Below are 14,280 nucleotides of genomic sequence, written 5' to 3'. Positions count from 1 at the left end.
GGGTTTCGGTGTCGACGTGGATGACCACGGTGGTGCGTTGCCCGTGGGGGCGGGCCGCGGCTTCGGCGTCCCAGCTCGCACCGACCAGCCGCAGGAACGCCGCCGCGTTGCTGGGCATCGATGCCCGCCCGTCAGGGTCGGTGGCTTTCCATTCGGCGACGAGGGCGTCGCGGTGCGACGCGAGGGCGGCTTCGAACGCCGCGTTCTCGACGTGAGGGAGCGCGATCCGCCAGTAGGTGTACTGCTCATCCGATGTCGAGGTGATCGACACCTGCGGCCCCGGATCGACGACAACCTCGCCGTCCTCGTCGTCCTCGTCGTCTGCCTCGTCAACGGGCTGCGGTTCCGGGGTGGGTTTGGGTTGCATCTTCAACGCAGTCCGCAGCTGGGACACCGTCGCACACTGAGCCATCGTGGCGAAATGCTGGTCAGAACCGGACAGACCCTGCTGAGCGATCACGCCGACCTGATCGACCGAAAAACGACCCTCCGCCAACCCCTCGATGCAGTGCGGGAACTCGTCATAGCGGTGCGCGATCGCGGCGATCGTCTGCGCCCGCGACGGCGACACCCCGGCCTTCCAGGCCAAGAGCCCCGCTGTCGACTTAGCTCCGGCGGCCGCCCACAACTGATCGCGATCGACCTCGGCGAAAATCTCCACGATCCGCCCGTCGATCGCGTTGCGCTGCCCCGTCAGCTCCGCCAGCTCATCGAACAGCACCGAGAGCCGCTCATCGATGGCCAACGAACTGCGCGGGTACATGACCCCACACAATCACAAGGCACCGACAAGTCGGCGCCGCCGACTCATCGAACCCGAAACTCGTTGCCGCTCAGTACTGTCGGAAGCTGCTCGATATCCTGCTCGTGCGGCTGGCCGAGGCTGATCCGGCAGCCGAGCGGATTCGCCGCTGCGGTACTTGTCGGTGCGCAATCCTGCGCCCAGCGGCGACCACAGGACCGCAGCCTCGAAGCCACACCATCCAGGCGCACTGACCTCCACCGGCGGTGTGACACCATCGTCTCAGCGACGAGTGGAGGGTTATGCCGGTATCGATCTCGGTGGTCAGGGGGACGCGCCCCGGCACGCTGGTCGATGCGGCTGCGGAGCTGGGTCGGCAGTACAACGAGGTCCAGACCGTGATCGCCGGCGAGCGCGAGACGCTGTCACACCTGCAGGACCACTGGAAAGGCGCCGCGGCCGAGGCAGCGATCGCGCGCGGACTCAAGGACATCGCGATCCAGGAACGCACGGCGATGCGCCTGCAACACCTGCAGTCGGCGCTGCAGAACGCTGGCCTGCAGATGGGCGCGCTGCGCGATGCGCTGCTGGACCTGGTCTCCTCGCTCGAGAAGATGGGCTTCGCGGTCGCCGACGACGGCACCGTGACGCCGCATCAGTGGCTGGTCGGCCGCTTCCTGCACAGCATCGCCGACAACTGCAGCACCATGTTGAAGAAGATCCTGCAACTGTTCACCGACCTCGACGAGAACACCGCGGCGGCGATCGATCAGGCCGACGGCCCGAACCTGGACAACCCGACGATCACCGTCGACGGGCACCCGGTGCAGATCCCGTCGATGGACACCGCACCCGCCGACGTGAAGCAGTGGTGGGACAGCCTGACCGATCAGCAGCGCCAGGAGTTGATCGCCAAGCACCCGCCGATTCTCGGCAACCTCAACGGGCTACCGGCAGAGGTACGCGATCAGGTCAACGTCGCGGTGATGGACGACGATCTGGACCGCGTCGAGCACACCGCGCAGCAGCACGGCGTCTCGGTCGATGACGTGACATCCGACCCGAGCAGGTTCGGGCTCTCCCGCGACGATGTCGTGCGGTACGACAACGCCAAGAGGACGCAGGACGGTCTGCTGCACCAGATGGGCATCGACGGCGACGAACGGAACAACCGCCGCTACAGCGACATCAGCCCGCAGGAGCGCATGGACCGAAACCTGCGTCCGACGATGCTGTGGGCCTATGAGCCAACAGCTTTCGACGGCAAAGGCCGGGCGGCGGTCTCCATCGGCAATCCGGACAAGTCCGCCAACACCGCCGTCATCGTGCCCGGCACCGGGTCCAGCGTGCGGGACGGATGGCTCTCCGACGGCCACAACGACGCGCGCAACCTCTTCGACCAGTCCCTGAAGGCCGATCCGAACAATCCGACGGCGGTGATCTCGTGGATGGGTTACGACACCCCGGAGAGCTTCACCGATCCCAACATCGCCACTCCCGGCCTGGCGCGCACTGGCGGTGACGCGCTGGCCTGGGACGTCAACAGCCTGGGCGTGACGCACGATCCCACCGTGCCGCAACACACGACGGTCATCGGGCACTCGTATGGGTCGACAACGGTGGCAGACGCCTTCGCCCGCAGCGGTATGCAGGCCAACGACGCCGTGCTGCTGGGCTGTCCAGGCACCGATGCCGCGCGCAGCGCCGCCGACTTCCATCTCAACGGCGGTCAGGTGTACGTCGGCGACGCCTCCACCGATCCGGTCGGCATGCTCGGGGAAGCCGGACCGGGACTGCCCAACGCGCTCAACGAGAAACTGGGCAACATGATGGGCGTCTCCGCGGGGCTGGGCACCGACCCCGCCGGCCAGGACTTCGGGTCGGTGAGGTTCCGCGCCGAGGTCGCGGGCGCCGACGGCATCGACCCCTCCGACCATTCGAACTACTACACGGTCGGCAGCGAATCGCTGCGCGGCATCACCGACATCGCATCCGGAAACGCCGATCGCCTGGTCACCGACAACCTGATCGCCGAGCACCGCCATCCGATCACGGTCAGCACGCCGCGCGAGATCGACGTCCCCATCGTCGGGAAGGTGCCTATCCCCGGTGTCGACGTGCAGACCCCGATCATCTACGACCCAGAATGGGACCGAAAGACCGTCACCAATGACCACAGGTACTGATATGCGGTTACGACTCTGCGCGGCAGCAGCATTCGCTGTCCTTGCCGCCGTCACAGGAGGTTGCTCATCGATGTCTCCCCCACCCGAGGACACCGCGTCCGCCACTCCTTCAGCCCAAGGCTTGCCCGATGATCAGGCCCGCGCGCAGGTCGTCGACGCGGCCAAGGAGATCGCCCGGGCGGCGAATCTGCGCGTCACCTATGCCACCTTCGAGTGGGAATGGTGCAACGACCAAGGCGAGCCGCCGTACCACGGCCGCGTCGACGTGGCGTATGAGGTGCCGGCGGGCACGGAGAGCGCGGCGATGGCCAAGCAGGTCGCCACGGTTGCGGCCCGACAGCCGGGGTGGGCGCCCGGCCCGCCGCCGGGGCTCAATCCCTACGGCGAGGTGGTACACAAGGGCGGCGTGATGGCGATCGCTTCGGTGGGCAACTACCCCCAGCGGGGCTCGCTGCAGATCTTCGGCGAGTGCCGCAACATGAACGACCATCGCGACGACAGCGCATTGCACGACATCACCGGCGAGGTGCAGAACCGCTGAGCAAGGGACGCTCAGAACGGGACCAAAGCCCCTTCTGACGGCTGCGCGCCCGTCGCCACACTGGTGCGCAGGAGATGACGATGAACGAATTCATGCGCAGCAGCGACGCTTTCACGTGGTCGATGGAAAGCGATCCACGACTGCGCTCGACGGTGGTGACGGTGATGCTGCTCGATCGCACGCCGGACTGGGACGAGGTCCGGCAGCGCGTCGAGGCTCTGAGCCATCAGCTGCCGATGCTGCGTCAGCGGGTGATGGAGACGCCTCTGTACGCGCCCCCGCGGTGGCATGACTGCGCGGACTTCGACCTCGACTTCCACATGCGCCGAACGGCATTGCCCGCGGACGGGTCGTTCGCCGATGTGTTGGAGCTCGCCCGGTTGGCGCAGATGGAGGACTTCGACCGCGCCCGGCCGCTGTGGAAGATCACCCTGATCGAGGGACTGCCGGACGGCGGAGCCGCGGTGCTGTGCGTCTTTCACCACGCACTCTCCGACGGGGTGGGCGGCGTGCAGATCGCGATGACTCTCTTCGGCCTGACCGAGCTCGAGGCGCACGACGAGGCAGCGCGGGCCGTACCGACGCACAGCGTCGTCGACGATTACGCCGAGGCCGCCCGATACGGTGCCGGCCTCGTCGAAGAGGCCGCCACCGGCGTCGCCACGGCGTTGCCGCGCCTGCTCGTCGACAGCGTCCGCGCACCGCTACGCACCGCACGCTCGGCCGCCGAGATGGCCACATCGGTGTATCGGACCGTCCGGCCGGTCAACCGCGCAGGGTCGGCGCTGATGAGCCGGCGGACCCTGCTGCGACGACTCGACGTACTCGACATACCGATGCCCCGGCTACGGGAGGCGGGCCACCGCGGCAGGGGTGCGCTCAACGACGCTTTCGTCGCCGGGGTGGCCGGCGGGTTGCGCCGCTACCACGAGCGGCACGACGTCGGCGTCTCCTCACTGCATCTGACCATGCCGATCAGTCTGCGCACCGACAACGATGCGCCCGGCGGCAACCGCATCACCGTGATGCGATTCGACATCCCCGTCGGGGAGAGCGATCCGGCCATGCGCATCCAGCGGATTCGCGAGATCACCACGCGGGTGCGGCATGAGAAGTCACTACCGCACACCCAGCTGATCGCAGGCGTGCTCAACCGGGTGCCCCGCTGGTACATCGGGTCGATCCTGCGGCACGTGGACTTCCTGTGCAGCGACGTTCCCGGCATCCCGGTACCGGTGTCTCTGGGCGGGTCGAAAGTGCTCAAGCAGTACGCTTTTGGGCCGACGATCGGCGCTGCGGTGAACGTGACCCTGTTGACCTACGCGGACACCTGCGCATTGGGTGTCGACATCGACGCCGGCGCCGTCCCCGACCTGGAGATGTTCATGGACTGCCTGCGCGAAGGCTTCGACGAAGTGCTGGAACTCGCCCCGGCGTGAGGCCGGCGGTCAGCGGTCGCGGTCGGCCGCGGCCGGCGAGAACAGCCACGCCGTGAGCCACACGACAGCGACCACCAGGAACAAGGCGCCGGGGATGTGGAATTTCAGCGTGTCGCCCTCCCCCAGGGCGGCTTGGATGAACGAATAGATGCACGCGAGTCCGGCGACCACCGCGGTCCACCAGGCGCTGCGCCGGGCGTAGGCCAACCCGGCCAGTGCGACGGTCAAGCCGGCGGTGACGACGTGTAGTGCAATCGCGGCGCCGCCGTGGATGTCTTCGAGTTCGTGCAACTGCACCAGTTCACCCGCCGTCACGAACGAGACGATCAGCACCGCCACGGACGCCAGCGCGAACCCCCGGGCCGTGGCGAGGAACGCTCTGGCTGAGCTGCGTAGATCGCTGTCCGGCATGGAAGGTCCTCTCGTCGACAAGTGCTCCCGACAGTACCGACTCTTGCTGCGATCGCCCCCTAACACAGCGGTTCCACAGAATTAGCAGAGTGGAAACAGTGCGCGGGAACACCTTTCACGACCCCGACGGAAGGTGATAGATGTCCGACTTCGCTCGACACGCCGCAGAAGCCCTGTGGACAGGACTGGGGCGCCGGGACTTTCTGCGCGCGGTGGCCGCCGTCGGAGCTGGGACCGGCGTCGCCGGAATCGCCGCAGCATGCTCCTCGAGCTCCTCGAGCCCCTCCGAGCCATCGGCGACGTCAGGGTCGGCGGGGAGCTTCACCGTCCTGCAACCGGGCCAGGGCGATCCCACCGGCGATCACTATCTTCAGTCCCGGCCCGACGAGGTGCTCTGGGGATACGTCCCCAACGTCCACGCCGAACCCGTGCTCCGGATGTCCTCGGGGCAGACAGTCAGCATCGACGCGGTCAGCCACGAGGGCATCCTCGAAGACCAGGGCCGCAATCCGGTCGAGTACTTCGGCGGCCACGGTGTCGCCGAAGCCGACGTGCTCGATGATGCGGTCGCGATCGCAGCCGAGTACCGAAGAACCCCGCGCGATTTCGACAAAGACGGCCCACACGTGGTCACCGGCCCGGTCTTCGTGGAGGGAGCCGAGCCGGGTGATGTCGTGAAGATCGAAGTGCTGGAGGCTATTCCGCGGGTGCCGTACGGCGTGGTATCCAGCAGGCACGGCAAGGGCGCTTTGGCGCGCGCTTCCGACGGCTCTCCCCCGGCCGGCATCACGCTGGCAGAGGTGATGCCGCCGACGGCGACCGACGGGCGAGCTACGAAAGATCCCCTGCGCTATGGGAACGTGTCGACGTTCACCGCCGTCGAGGACGGTCACGGCGTGATGACCTACGGCGACGCTCGGGTGCGGTTCCCGCTGCGGCCCTTCATGGGCATGATGGGCGTCGCCTTCTCACAAGACACCGAGTTGACCGCGGCGACCGCCAACTCGATCCCGCCGACCGTCGGCGGTGGCAACATCGACATCCGTCTGCTGGGTCCCGGGTCGACGTTCTATCTGCCTGTGTTCGCCGAAGGGGCCCTGTTCTACGTCGGCGATCCGCACATGGGCATGGGTGATGGCGAGGTGGCGCTGACGGCGATGGAGGGCTCTCTGCGGGGCACCTACCGGTTGACGGTGTGCAAACCGGGATCGGGCGATGCGCCGTCGGTGTCGTACCGCTACCCGTTCGCCGAGACCGCCGACGCCTGGGTGCCGATAGGCCTGTCGGATCCCGACGGCTCGGTCGGCGGACAGGGCAGTGACCTCGACGTGGCGATGCGGCGCGCCGTGGTCAACGCCCTGGATTTCCTCGAGACCGACCGGGGAATGGATCGTGCGACGGCATACGCGTATCTGTCGGCAGCCGCCGACTTCTCGGTCTCGCAGGTGGTGGACCGGACCGTCGGCGTGCACGGGCAGGTGTACAAGGCGCATTTCAGCTGACGCGGGGCGGCTAGGCTGTGCCACATGGCTGGCAGGATGTCCGAGAAGCGCACCGCAGACGTGATCGCAAACTTCCTTGCCGCGCAGCGGTATACGCGTGACGAGGTGTTCTCCGAGGCAGACCCGGTGCCCGCCCGCGCGGGTGTGCACGGGTGGTGGTTCCGCGAGATCCCGGCCGGCATCGACGTCTCCGAGTGCGAGCAGCGCGACGGCTGGACACTGCTGTATGTCGGGGTGAGCCCCGGTCCCCCGCGTGCCGACGGCAAGCCGCAGACCCCGCAGGATCTACGGAAGCGCATCCGCTACCACTTCGGCGCAGGCAATGCCGGCGCGGACGGTTCGACGCTGCGCAAATCCCTGGGTGTGCTGCTCGGCGGCGAATTGGGCTTTGCGCTGCGGCGGGTCGGCTCGGGTAAGAGGCAGACGTTCGCCGGCGGCGAAGCGATCCTGACCCAGTGGATGGCGGAGAACGCGGCGGTGTCCTGGGTGCTCCATCCCGAGCCCTGGCACATGGAGGCGAAGCTGCTCGATGCCCTGGTGCTGCCGATGAACATCCAGGGCAACGAGCGCAACGCATTCGCGCCGGAACTGAAGAAGCTGCGGCGCGATGCAGCGGTGAAAGCCGGCAAGATGCGCATTCTCGCCGAATGGTCGTGACATTCGCCCCCGTCGACAGGAGAAATGGCCGCTGTCTCAGGTCCGTACACCGAAGCTGGCGCCGGTTTTGTCCGTCACATTCTGACCTGAGGTGATGGTCGGATATTTCGACGGGGCACCGGCACTGACACAGGTCGGAACCGTCTCGATGACCGTGTCGTAGTTGGGTTGGCAGAAGAACGGAAGGGACAGCCGACGGCTGGCCGGGCCGGTGAGAGTGGGATTCTGCACGCGATGCAGCGTCGAGGTCCACCTGTCGTTGGTCCACCGAGCCATCAGGTCTCCGATGTTGACCACGAAGCTGTCGGCGATCGGGGCGACGGGAACCCACGCGTCGTCGAGTCGCACCTCGAGTCCACCTACGGCGTCGCGCTGATAGAGCAGCGTGAGGCTGCCGTAGTCGGTGTGTTCCCCGATGCGGAGTTGGCCGGGTTCGGGCGGGTGTTCCAGCGGCGGATAGTGATTGGCGAACAGATTGCTGATCGGCTTGTCCACCTTGTCGTCGAACCAGTGTTCGTCCAGTCCGAGTGCGAGCGCGAAGAGGCGCATCATGTCGAATGCGAGCGCCGCCATCTCGTCGTAGTAGCGCTCCCAGACTCCCCGAAACCCGTTGACGGACGGCCAGATGTTGTCCCGGAAGTGCCCGCGTCGACGGGCTTCGACGAACCACGGGTCGTCGGAGGGGACGTCGGGCAAGCCGATCGAGAAGAACTCGACGAGGTCGGCCGGCGTCATCTTTCCCCGGGTACGCGCCAATGCCCGGGATTTCGGCGGCATGTAACCCCGGCTCGTATCCGATTCTCCACGAACCGCCAGCTTCACGCTCTCGGCGCTGTCGAAGAACTCGGCCGTCACCGCGTACATGTCGTCGAGCAACTGGGCGGAGACGCCGTGATTGACGACGGCGAGGAATCCGACCTGAGAGTTCGCATCGTTGATCTGGCGGGCCAGTTGCCGGCGATCCTGCCCGCCGCCGCGCGCCCGGGCGAGGTCGATGAGGGGAACGGTGTCAGACACGGTCTGCGTCATGCGGTCACCTCCGCCGGTGGCTCGGTCTGGCGTGTGCTCCACGCGATCGGCACATAGAGCGCGGTGGCCAGAATGGCGCCGATCGCCCAGGAGAACGGCGCCCAGGCCCCGAACGCCGGAACCAGAGCGAGAACTGCCGCCACAGCGGTCGCCGGAATCAACGCGATCAGCGCCCTCGGATTGACCCCGCGGGTGTAGTAGTACTTGCCCTCTGGGTCGGCGCGGAATAGTTCTGCGACGTCGACGCGCCCTCTGCGGATGATCCAGTAGTCCGACATCAGCACTCCGAACAGAGGTCCGAGGAACGCTCCCAGTCCGCCGACGAAGTACGCGATCGATTCCGGGTTGTTGTACAGGTGCCACGGGAGTGGCAGCACTGACAGCACCGCGGCGATCAAACCGCCACGAAAGAAGTTGACCTGCTTGGGCGCCATGTTGGAGAAGTCGTATGCACACGAGATGAAGTCGGCGACGATGTTGATGCCGATGGTGGCGATCGTGAAGACCAGGGCGCCGAAAAGGATGACTGCTGTGCTGTCGGTCTTTTCGATGAGTTTGACGGGGTCGGTGATCGCCTCGCCGAACACCACGATGCTCGCTGATGTCACGGTGACGGCGACGATGGCGAACATCACGAAGTTGACCGGTAGTCCGAAGAAGTTGCCGCGGGTGATCGTCTTCTCGTTCGGTGCCAGGCGCCCGAAATCGGCGAAATTGACCAGGAAGGTGGCGAAGAACGACACGTTCAGGGCAATGGCGGCGAACATCTCATAGGTCAGATCCCAGCCGTGCGCCTGGTCGGGGCTCAGGTCGAACGACACATTGCCACCTGCCTTGATGACCATCCAGACGGCGAGTGCGAACATCACCACCCAGACCGCGGGCCCCGCCCAGTCCTGGAATCTGCGCACCGCATCCATTCCGTGGCGGACGACCAGCAGCTGAATCGCCCACATGATGACGAAGCAGATCCAGCCGAGCGCATGGAGGCCGAGAAACGTTGGGTGCGTCAGTGGCTCGACTGCATCGTGTGCCACCCGCAGCGCGGCGATCTGCAGACCGGTGGAACCCAGATAGGTCAGAATCCCGTAGTAGATGACGGCAATGGCGGCGCGGATCAACGCGGGGATGTTGGCTCCCCAGATCCCGAAACTGGAGCGTGCCAGCACGGGGAACGGGACCCCGATGCGCTGTCCGGCGATCCCGCTCAGGTTCATCAGCCCCCAGATGATCACGACGCTGACTGTGAGCGCGATGAAGACTTGACCGCCGTTGAGGCCCATGAAGAACAGCGATGCGGCGAACGTGTAAACGGTGATGCTGTGGATGTCCTGCATCCACATGGCGAAGAAGTTGTAGACACCCCAGTTTCGTTTGGTGACGGGCGCGAGGTCCGCGTTGTACAGACGGGTCGACGTGGCGGTGGGTGCACCGACGGTCGGCGTCTCGGGTAATGAGCTGATGGACATGGCATTTCACTTCCAGGTGCGCAGGCGTTGCTGCGAAGTTCAGATGGCCGCAGGACCGGGATGACCGGTGCGGTGATGTGTGATTCGACGTTGCGCTCGGGTCGACGTGAATACGCGCGGTGTCCGCTGGGATTTCACCCGACCGCGGGCACACCGGTGGCGCGGTTAGTGGTACTCGCGCTCTCTGGTGATCGACAGCAGCGCCATCGGCACTCGCTGCGACGAGATGGCGCGCAGGCACTCTTCCACCGTGAAGGTGATGCCGGACATCACCATCGCGAATGAGCTGCCGCGTACGACCATGATTCCCGCTGCTCCTGTCAACCAGCTGCCTCCGATTGGGAGGTCTGTCGCAACGGAACGTATCGGACGTGTGCTACCAGCGTGTTACGCACGGAAACAACAGCGTGAAGGGCGAGGCTTGTCGCCGGAGGACTCCCGTCTCGAGGAAGGCCGACTGTGTCTGGTGGTACCTACGTCCCGGTTCCATCCCCACGCTATGACGCGGTGCTGTTCGATCTGCTGACCGCACTGCTGGATTCGTGGACCGTGTGGAACGACGTCGCAGGAGATCCGCAGACGGGGAGACGCTGGCGAAACAGATACCTCGAGATCACGTATGGAGAGGGCTCGTACCGGGACTACGAGACGCTGGTCGCCGAGGCCGCAGAGTCGCTGACTCTCGATCGCGGCCTGGCGGCCGGTCTGTCTGCCCGCTGGGCGGAACTGCAGCCGTGGGGTGAAGCGCCCGCTGTCCTGGCCGAGTTGGCCGCCGCCGGCGTCACGCTCGGTGTCGTCACCAACTGCTCGGAAAGGCTGGGGCATCTCGCGGCCTCACGGCTCGACACCCCTCTCGACGTCGTCGTCACGGCCGAAGCGGCCGGCGCGTACAAACCGAACCCGGCCCCGTACGTTCTCGCGCTCCAGCAACTGGGGCTCGCACCGCATCGCGTCCTCTTCGTCGCAGGATCGCGCTACGACATCGCCGGAGCCGCCAACGTGGGCATGCCCGCGTGGTGGCACAACCGCGTACACATGGCGCGCGACACCGAGCCGGCGCCGCTGGCCGAGCACGACACTCTCCATCCACTGGTGGGCGATGTCCTACGCATCCCGTGATCTTTTGCAAGAGCAACAATTTCGGTTGCCATTCCTCGATGGCGTCAGCAACACCGGTCGAAAAGAATGCAATTCGAATACGCCAATTACACCGCGATCGAAATGCCAGAACTTATTCTTATTCAATCGGCACGGGAATCCGCCCACCGGCCGCACACGCTAAGAGCAGAGAATGAACACATTCGCAAACCGTCTGAACAGGCTTTTCGACACGGTCTATCCGCCTGGACGCGGACCGCACACCTCCGCCGAAGTGGTCACGGCGCTCAAGGCGGAGGGCTTGACGATGTCGGCTCCCTACCTGTCGCAGCTGAGATCGGGAAACCGGACCAATCCGTCGAACACGACAATGGCCGCGCTGGCAAACTTCTTCCGCATCAGACCCGAGTTCTTCACCGACGATGCCTACTACGCGAAACTCGACCAAGAGCTGACCCTGCTCGCCGGTCTTCGCGACGAGGGGGTGCGCCGTGTGGCCGCGCGGGCCATCGGACTGTCGCCGGAGGCGCAGCGCGATGTCGTGGAGAAAGTCGACGAGTTGCGGCGCAAGGAACACCTCGCCGACGATGCGTCGGTGTGATCGAGCTCGCCTCGAGCCACCGAGCCCGGACGTAGCGATGGGGCGACCAGCCCTGCAGTCCAGCAAATGCACCGTGCCGGCATGGCGGTACATCGCCGCAGGCGGCGCGATCTCGTCGATCCTCGTCGTCTTCGGCGGAGGCGGAGCCGTCGCGTACGCCGACGATCGCGCGCCGAACTCCGTCGACTCGGGCAGCCGAGACAGTCCATCCATCACGGACCGATCGGAACACACGTCACTTCGGGAACCGGGCACAGAATCGCTGTTGCGGTCGGACACAGAACCAGAGACCACGGACCCCGACGACACCGATGTTGCCGGTGAGTCTCCGCGGATCGAGGATGCCGCCCTTCCGTCTCAGGAAGAGGACACGTCCACGGACAGCACAGTGGATTCGCCGCCTGAGGTACCGGAGGATGTGACACCCGAAGACGTTCCGTCCATCGACCCGCCCGCCGAGGCCACCGAGTCCGGCACCGCGACCAATTCGTCGACCACTGCACCAGATTCGTCCTCAGGGTCGGTACCCGTCGCCACCGCGAGCACCGACGCCTCGAGCACCTCCACTCCTGCTGTCGAACCCGCGTCAGTCGTCAGCGCTCCCCCTGTCCTGCAGAACGCTCCTGTCGTCGAGAATGCCCCCGCCACAGGCGATGCACCGATCTCCCCCGCAGCCGAACCGACCACCGCTGTTTCCGTTCCCATCTCAGCAGCCGTGACGACGGTGTCACTCGTCTCAGTCACGGCAGTGGTCGCACCGCCCAGTATTCTGCAGTGGTTCGTCTTGTTGACCTGGGCCCAGCTGCAATGGCTGATACAACAGCAGCTGAGTGGCTCGGCCGTGACACCGATTCTGAATCGCCTCGGCATCGCCGACCCCCGACTGATCAGCGCTGTGTACCCGAGCCCGTCCTCGACAGCTTCTCTCCCGACGCAGTTTTCTTGGTTCACAACAACACTGGACGCCCTTCAAGGAATGCGCTCCCTCGGCCTTCCGATCGATCCTGCGCTGCTGCAGAGGACGTCGGCGACCTTGGCGGCGGCCGAGGCGGCAAAGCTCCCCGCGATCGTGAAGGCGCTCACCGATCAGGTGACCGCTCGCTCGGGACTGCAGCCGGGGCTCCCCTGCGTCGGCACGTTCATCCGCAACGTCTCGATATGGGCGCTGTTCACCGCTGCCGCCCTCGGACTCTTCGGCATGGTCAGCCTGACCGGTCTCGGGACCATGGTCGGCTTCCGCCAGGCCAAGGCGGGTTACGCGCTGAGGGCCGCCGGTCTGGCTCGGTTCAGCGGCCCCGGCCCGTTGGGGATCGTGCGGGAGACGGGATTCGTGCAGATCGGATCGCGACGCTCGAGTGCCGAACCGGCGCGCCTGCGCGCCGTCGCCTCACATCTGCGCGACAGCGCCTGACTTCCTGCGGCTCAGCTCTTGTCCAATCGCGTTGTCTGAGCCTCGTACAGTGCCGGAAGTTGTTCCGCCAACGCGGGATCTAAGGCAGCGCCGTGAGGTCCGGGGGTGTACTCCGCCGTCACCAACAGCCCGCGGTGGACGCCGACGATCATCGCGATGTCCCACGCCAGCGACTGCGTTTTCGTGGTCGTTCGCGTGTGCATCAGCACGCTGATCGCTTCTGGCGCAGTGGAACCGAAGTCTGCGGGTTCGACACGGGTGGCGGAGTGCAGCTCGGGCGTGGTCAGCGAGAACGACGCACACCGGTCGGGCAGACCATGGACCTGGACACGCTGCGGTGTGACGGCGAGTTCGATGCCGATCGCCGCACCGCCCGACGAGCGCATCGCCAAGGCCTTCTGGGTGACCTCTCCCTGCGAGAGGAACACTCCGCATTCAGGCGGCTGGACCGGGGCGGGCCCACCCTGGGGGACGGCGATGATGGTGCCCCACTGCGTGCCGGGTAACGACGGCACTGCGCTCTCGTCGACGGGCATGGTGTCGGTGAGGACGTGGAGGTCGGGCAAGTCCGGCCGACCGGCGCCGCGGGCGTCCCGCCGCGTCGGGTCGGAGACCACGAGCACGCCGACAACGACGAGGACGACGTTCGTCAGCGCAAGAAGGAGCCGCAGCCTGCGGACGCTGCACGCGCGATTAGCCACCGGAGGTATTCGGCGCCGACGCTCATCCGGACTGCGTTGCATGCCGGCCACCGGAGACGCTCACCCGGCGGGCGGGTGACGGTCGACCCGCTCGACGAACACCGGAACACTGACGCTGCCGCCGCCTTCGATGCTGGCGATCAGCGCCATGCGTCCGGTCGCCCGGGTGGTGAGCCCGAAGTCACTGATCCAGAAGTGGTTCTCTCCCTCAGGGTGTCCGCCGGGGACCTCCTGGTCGCCCAGCACGATGATGTCGCCGTTGGACGCGACCACCTCCAGCGTCATGCGATACGGCCGGCCCTCGTCGTCTGGCCCCGCCTGCATCAGCGTCACCAGGCTGAGTGGGAGGGCCAACTGCTCCCCGTTCTCGTTCGTCAGGCCTATCGCCGGAGCCTTGACGACGTCGAGAACGCCTCCCCTCACGTTGAGCTTGCCGTCCACGATCTCGGCGTGCTCGGCGAGGAAGGCGCCGGTGATCTGCATGATTCGAGAG

The 14,280-nt window shown here is 66.1% G+C and carries 15 protein-coding genes; 8 read left to right on the top strand and 7 right to left on the bottom strand.

Annotation, left to right across the window (positions count from 1 at the left end):
• The coding region (locus DMB80_RS09655) for a DUF222 domain-containing protein (RefSeq protein ID WP_121497467.1) at positions 1–763 on the bottom strand (763 nt) is incomplete at its 3' end.
• A 281-nt stretch (positions 764–1,044) separates the two neighbouring features.
• Here DMB80_RS09655 and DMB80_RS09650 point away from each other — a divergent pair.
• The 3 genes from DMB80_RS09650 (at position 1,045) to DMB80_RS09640 (ending at position 4,908) form a co-directional block, all read left to right on the top strand.
• On the top strand, positions 1,045–2,928 hold the full coding sequence (locus DMB80_RS09650) for an alpha/beta hydrolase (protein WP_111509638.1): 1,884 nt from the start codon (positions 1,045–1,047) through the stop codon (positions 2,926–2,928).
• Positions 2,929–2,998: 70 nt separating this feature from the next.
• The gene (locus DMB80_RS09645; protein WP_240431096.1) at positions 2,999–3,469 is read left to right on the top strand and encodes a hypothetical protein; all 471 of its coding nucleotides are present in this window, start codon (positions 2,999–3,001) and stop codon (positions 3,467–3,469) included.
• Between the two features lie 80 nt (positions 3,470–3,549).
• Positions 3,550–4,908, top strand: coding sequence for a wax ester/triacylglycerol synthase domain-containing protein (locus tag DMB80_RS09640; RefSeq protein WP_111509657.1), 1,359 nt, complete (start codon positions 3,550–3,552; stop codon positions 4,906–4,908).
• Between the two features lie 9 nt (positions 4,909–4,917).
• Here DMB80_RS09640 and DMB80_RS09635 read toward each other — a convergent pair whose 3' ends face one another.
• Positions 4,918–5,319, bottom strand: coding sequence for a hypothetical protein (locus DMB80_RS09635; RefSeq protein WP_046361608.1), 402 nt, complete (start codon positions 5,317–5,319; stop codon positions 4,918–4,920).
• Between the two features lie 140 nt (positions 5,320–5,459).
• On the opposite strand from DMB80_RS09635, the gene DMB80_RS09630 reads away from it, so the two are divergent.
• Together DMB80_RS09630 and DMB80_RS09625 are read left to right on the top strand one after the other, a co-directional pair.
• Positions 5,460–6,821 carry an acetamidase/formamidase family protein gene (locus DMB80_RS09630; protein WP_111509636.1) on the top strand — a complete coding sequence of 454 codons (1,362 nt, stop codon included), beginning with the start codon at positions 5,460–5,462 and terminating at the stop codon, positions 6,819–6,821.
• Between the two features lie 24 nt (positions 6,822–6,845).
• Entirely contained in the window at positions 6,846–7,478 is a 633-nt protein-coding gene (locus DMB80_RS09625; RefSeq protein ID WP_111509635.1) for a GIY-YIG nuclease family protein, read from the top strand.
• A gap of 36 nt (positions 7,479–7,514) precedes the next feature.
• Here DMB80_RS09625 and DMB80_RS09620 read toward each other — a convergent pair whose 3' ends face one another.
• The 3 genes from DMB80_RS09620 to DMB80_RS28075 all read right to left on the bottom strand — a co-directional run bounded on the left by DMB80_RS09620 (position 7,515) and on the right by DMB80_RS28075 (position 10,279).
• The gene (locus DMB80_RS09620) at positions 7,515–8,507 is read right to left on the bottom strand and encodes an isopenicillin N synthase family dioxygenase (RefSeq protein ID WP_162938474.1); all 993 of its coding nucleotides are present in this window, start codon (positions 8,505–8,507) and stop codon (positions 7,515–7,517) included.
• The gene (locus DMB80_RS09615; protein ID WP_111509633.1) at positions 8,504–9,976 is read right to left on the bottom strand and encodes an NCS1 family nucleobase:cation symporter-1; all 1,473 of its coding nucleotides are present in this window, start codon (positions 9,974–9,976) and stop codon (positions 8,504–8,506) included. Before DMB80_RS09615 ends, DMB80_RS09620 begins: the two co-directional genes overlap by 4 nt.
• 165 nt (positions 9,977–10,141) lie before the next feature.
• A complete protein-coding gene (locus tag DMB80_RS28075) occupies positions 10,142–10,279 on the bottom strand; it encodes a hypothetical protein (protein ID WP_162938473.1) in 138 nt (45 codons plus the stop codon).
• Positions 10,280–10,435: 156 nt separating this feature from the next.
• On the opposite strand from DMB80_RS28075, the gene DMB80_RS09610 reads away from it, so the two are divergent.
• The 3 genes from DMB80_RS09610 to DMB80_RS09600 all read left to right on the top strand — a co-directional run bounded on the left by DMB80_RS09610 (position 10,436) and on the right by DMB80_RS09600 (position 13,086).
• Positions 10,436–11,095 (top strand): HAD family hydrolase, encoded by a 660-nt coding sequence (locus tag DMB80_RS09610; protein WP_205538605.1) that lies wholly within the window; start codon positions 10,436–10,438, stop codon positions 11,093–11,095.
• Between the two features lie 172 nt (positions 11,096–11,267).
• On the top strand, positions 11,268–11,675 hold the full coding sequence (locus tag DMB80_RS09605) for a helix-turn-helix transcriptional regulator (protein ID WP_111509631.1): 408 nt from the start codon (positions 11,268–11,270) through the stop codon (positions 11,673–11,675).
• Positions 11,676–11,712: 37 nt separating this feature from the next.
• Positions 11,713–13,086, top strand: coding sequence for a hypothetical protein (locus tag DMB80_RS09600; RefSeq protein WP_162938472.1), 1,374 nt, complete (start codon positions 11,713–11,715; stop codon positions 13,084–13,086).
• Positions 13,087–13,097: 11 nt separating this feature from the next.
• Here DMB80_RS09600 and DMB80_RS09595 read toward each other — a convergent pair whose 3' ends face one another.
• A complete protein-coding gene (locus DMB80_RS09595; RefSeq protein WP_162938471.1) occupies positions 13,098–13,787 on the bottom strand; it encodes a hypothetical protein in 690 nt (229 codons plus the stop codon).
• A 60-nt stretch (positions 13,788–13,847) separates the two neighbouring features.
• Complete coding sequence (locus DMB80_RS09590) at positions 13,848–14,270, bottom strand: hypothetical protein (RefSeq protein WP_111509628.1); 423 nt, start codon at positions 14,268–14,270, stop codon at positions 13,848–13,850.
• Between the last annotated feature and the right edge of the window lie 10 nt (positions 14,271–14,280).

This window comes from Mycobacterium kyogaense, assembly GCF_003254575.1.
In the GTDB taxonomy this organism is placed as follows: Bacteria; Actinomycetota; Actinomycetes; order Mycobacteriales; family Mycobacteriaceae; genus Mycobacterium; species Mycobacterium kyogaense.
Note: the sequence above shows the minus strand (reverse complement) of the source record. Positions and strands in the feature narration are given on the sequence as shown.

Excerpts from the sequence above, each read along its gene's own strand:
- DMB80_RS09650 (WP_111509638.1), top strand. The coding sequence starts at position 1,045 with ATGCCGGTATCGATCTCGGTGGTCAGGGGGACGCGCCCCGGCACGCTG.
- DMB80_RS09645 (WP_240431096.1), top strand. The coding sequence starts at position 2,999 with ATGTCTCCCCCACCCGAGGACACCGCGTCCGCCACTCCTTCAGCCCAA.
- DMB80_RS09640 (WP_111509657.1), top strand. The coding sequence starts at position 3,550 with ATGAACGAATTCATGCGCAGCAGCGACGCTTTCACGTGGTCGATGGAA.
- DMB80_RS09635 (WP_046361608.1), bottom strand. The coding sequence starts at position 5,319 with ATGCCGGACAGCGATCTACGCAGCTCAGCCAGAGCGTTCCTCGCCACG.
- DMB80_RS09630 (WP_111509636.1), top strand. The coding sequence starts at position 5,460 with ATGTCCGACTTCGCTCGACACGCCGCAGAAGCCCTGTGGACAGGACTG.
- DMB80_RS09625 (WP_111509635.1), top strand. The coding sequence starts at position 6,846 with ATGGCTGGCAGGATGTCCGAGAAGCGCACCGCAGACGTGATCGCAAAC.
- DMB80_RS09620 (WP_162938474.1), bottom strand. The coding sequence starts at position 8,507 with ATGACGCAGACCGTGTCTGACACCGTTCCCCTCATCGACCTCGCCCGG.
- DMB80_RS09615 (WP_111509633.1), bottom strand. The coding sequence starts at position 9,976 with ATGTCCATCAGCTCATTACCCGAGACGCCGACCGTCGGTGCACCCACC.
- DMB80_RS28075 (WP_162938473.1), bottom strand. The coding sequence starts at position 10,279 with ATGGTCGTACGCGGCAGCTCATTCGCGATGGTGATGTCCGGCATCACC.
- DMB80_RS09605 (WP_111509631.1), top strand. The coding sequence starts at position 11,268 with ATGAACACATTCGCAAACCGTCTGAACAGGCTTTTCGACACGGTCTAT.
- DMB80_RS09600 (WP_162938472.1), top strand. The coding sequence starts at position 11,713 with ATGGGGCGACCAGCCCTGCAGTCCAGCAAATGCACCGTGCCGGCATGG.
- DMB80_RS09590 (WP_111509628.1), bottom strand. The coding sequence starts at position 14,270 with ATGCAGATCACCGGCGCCTTCCTCGCCGAGCACGCCGAGATCGTGGAC.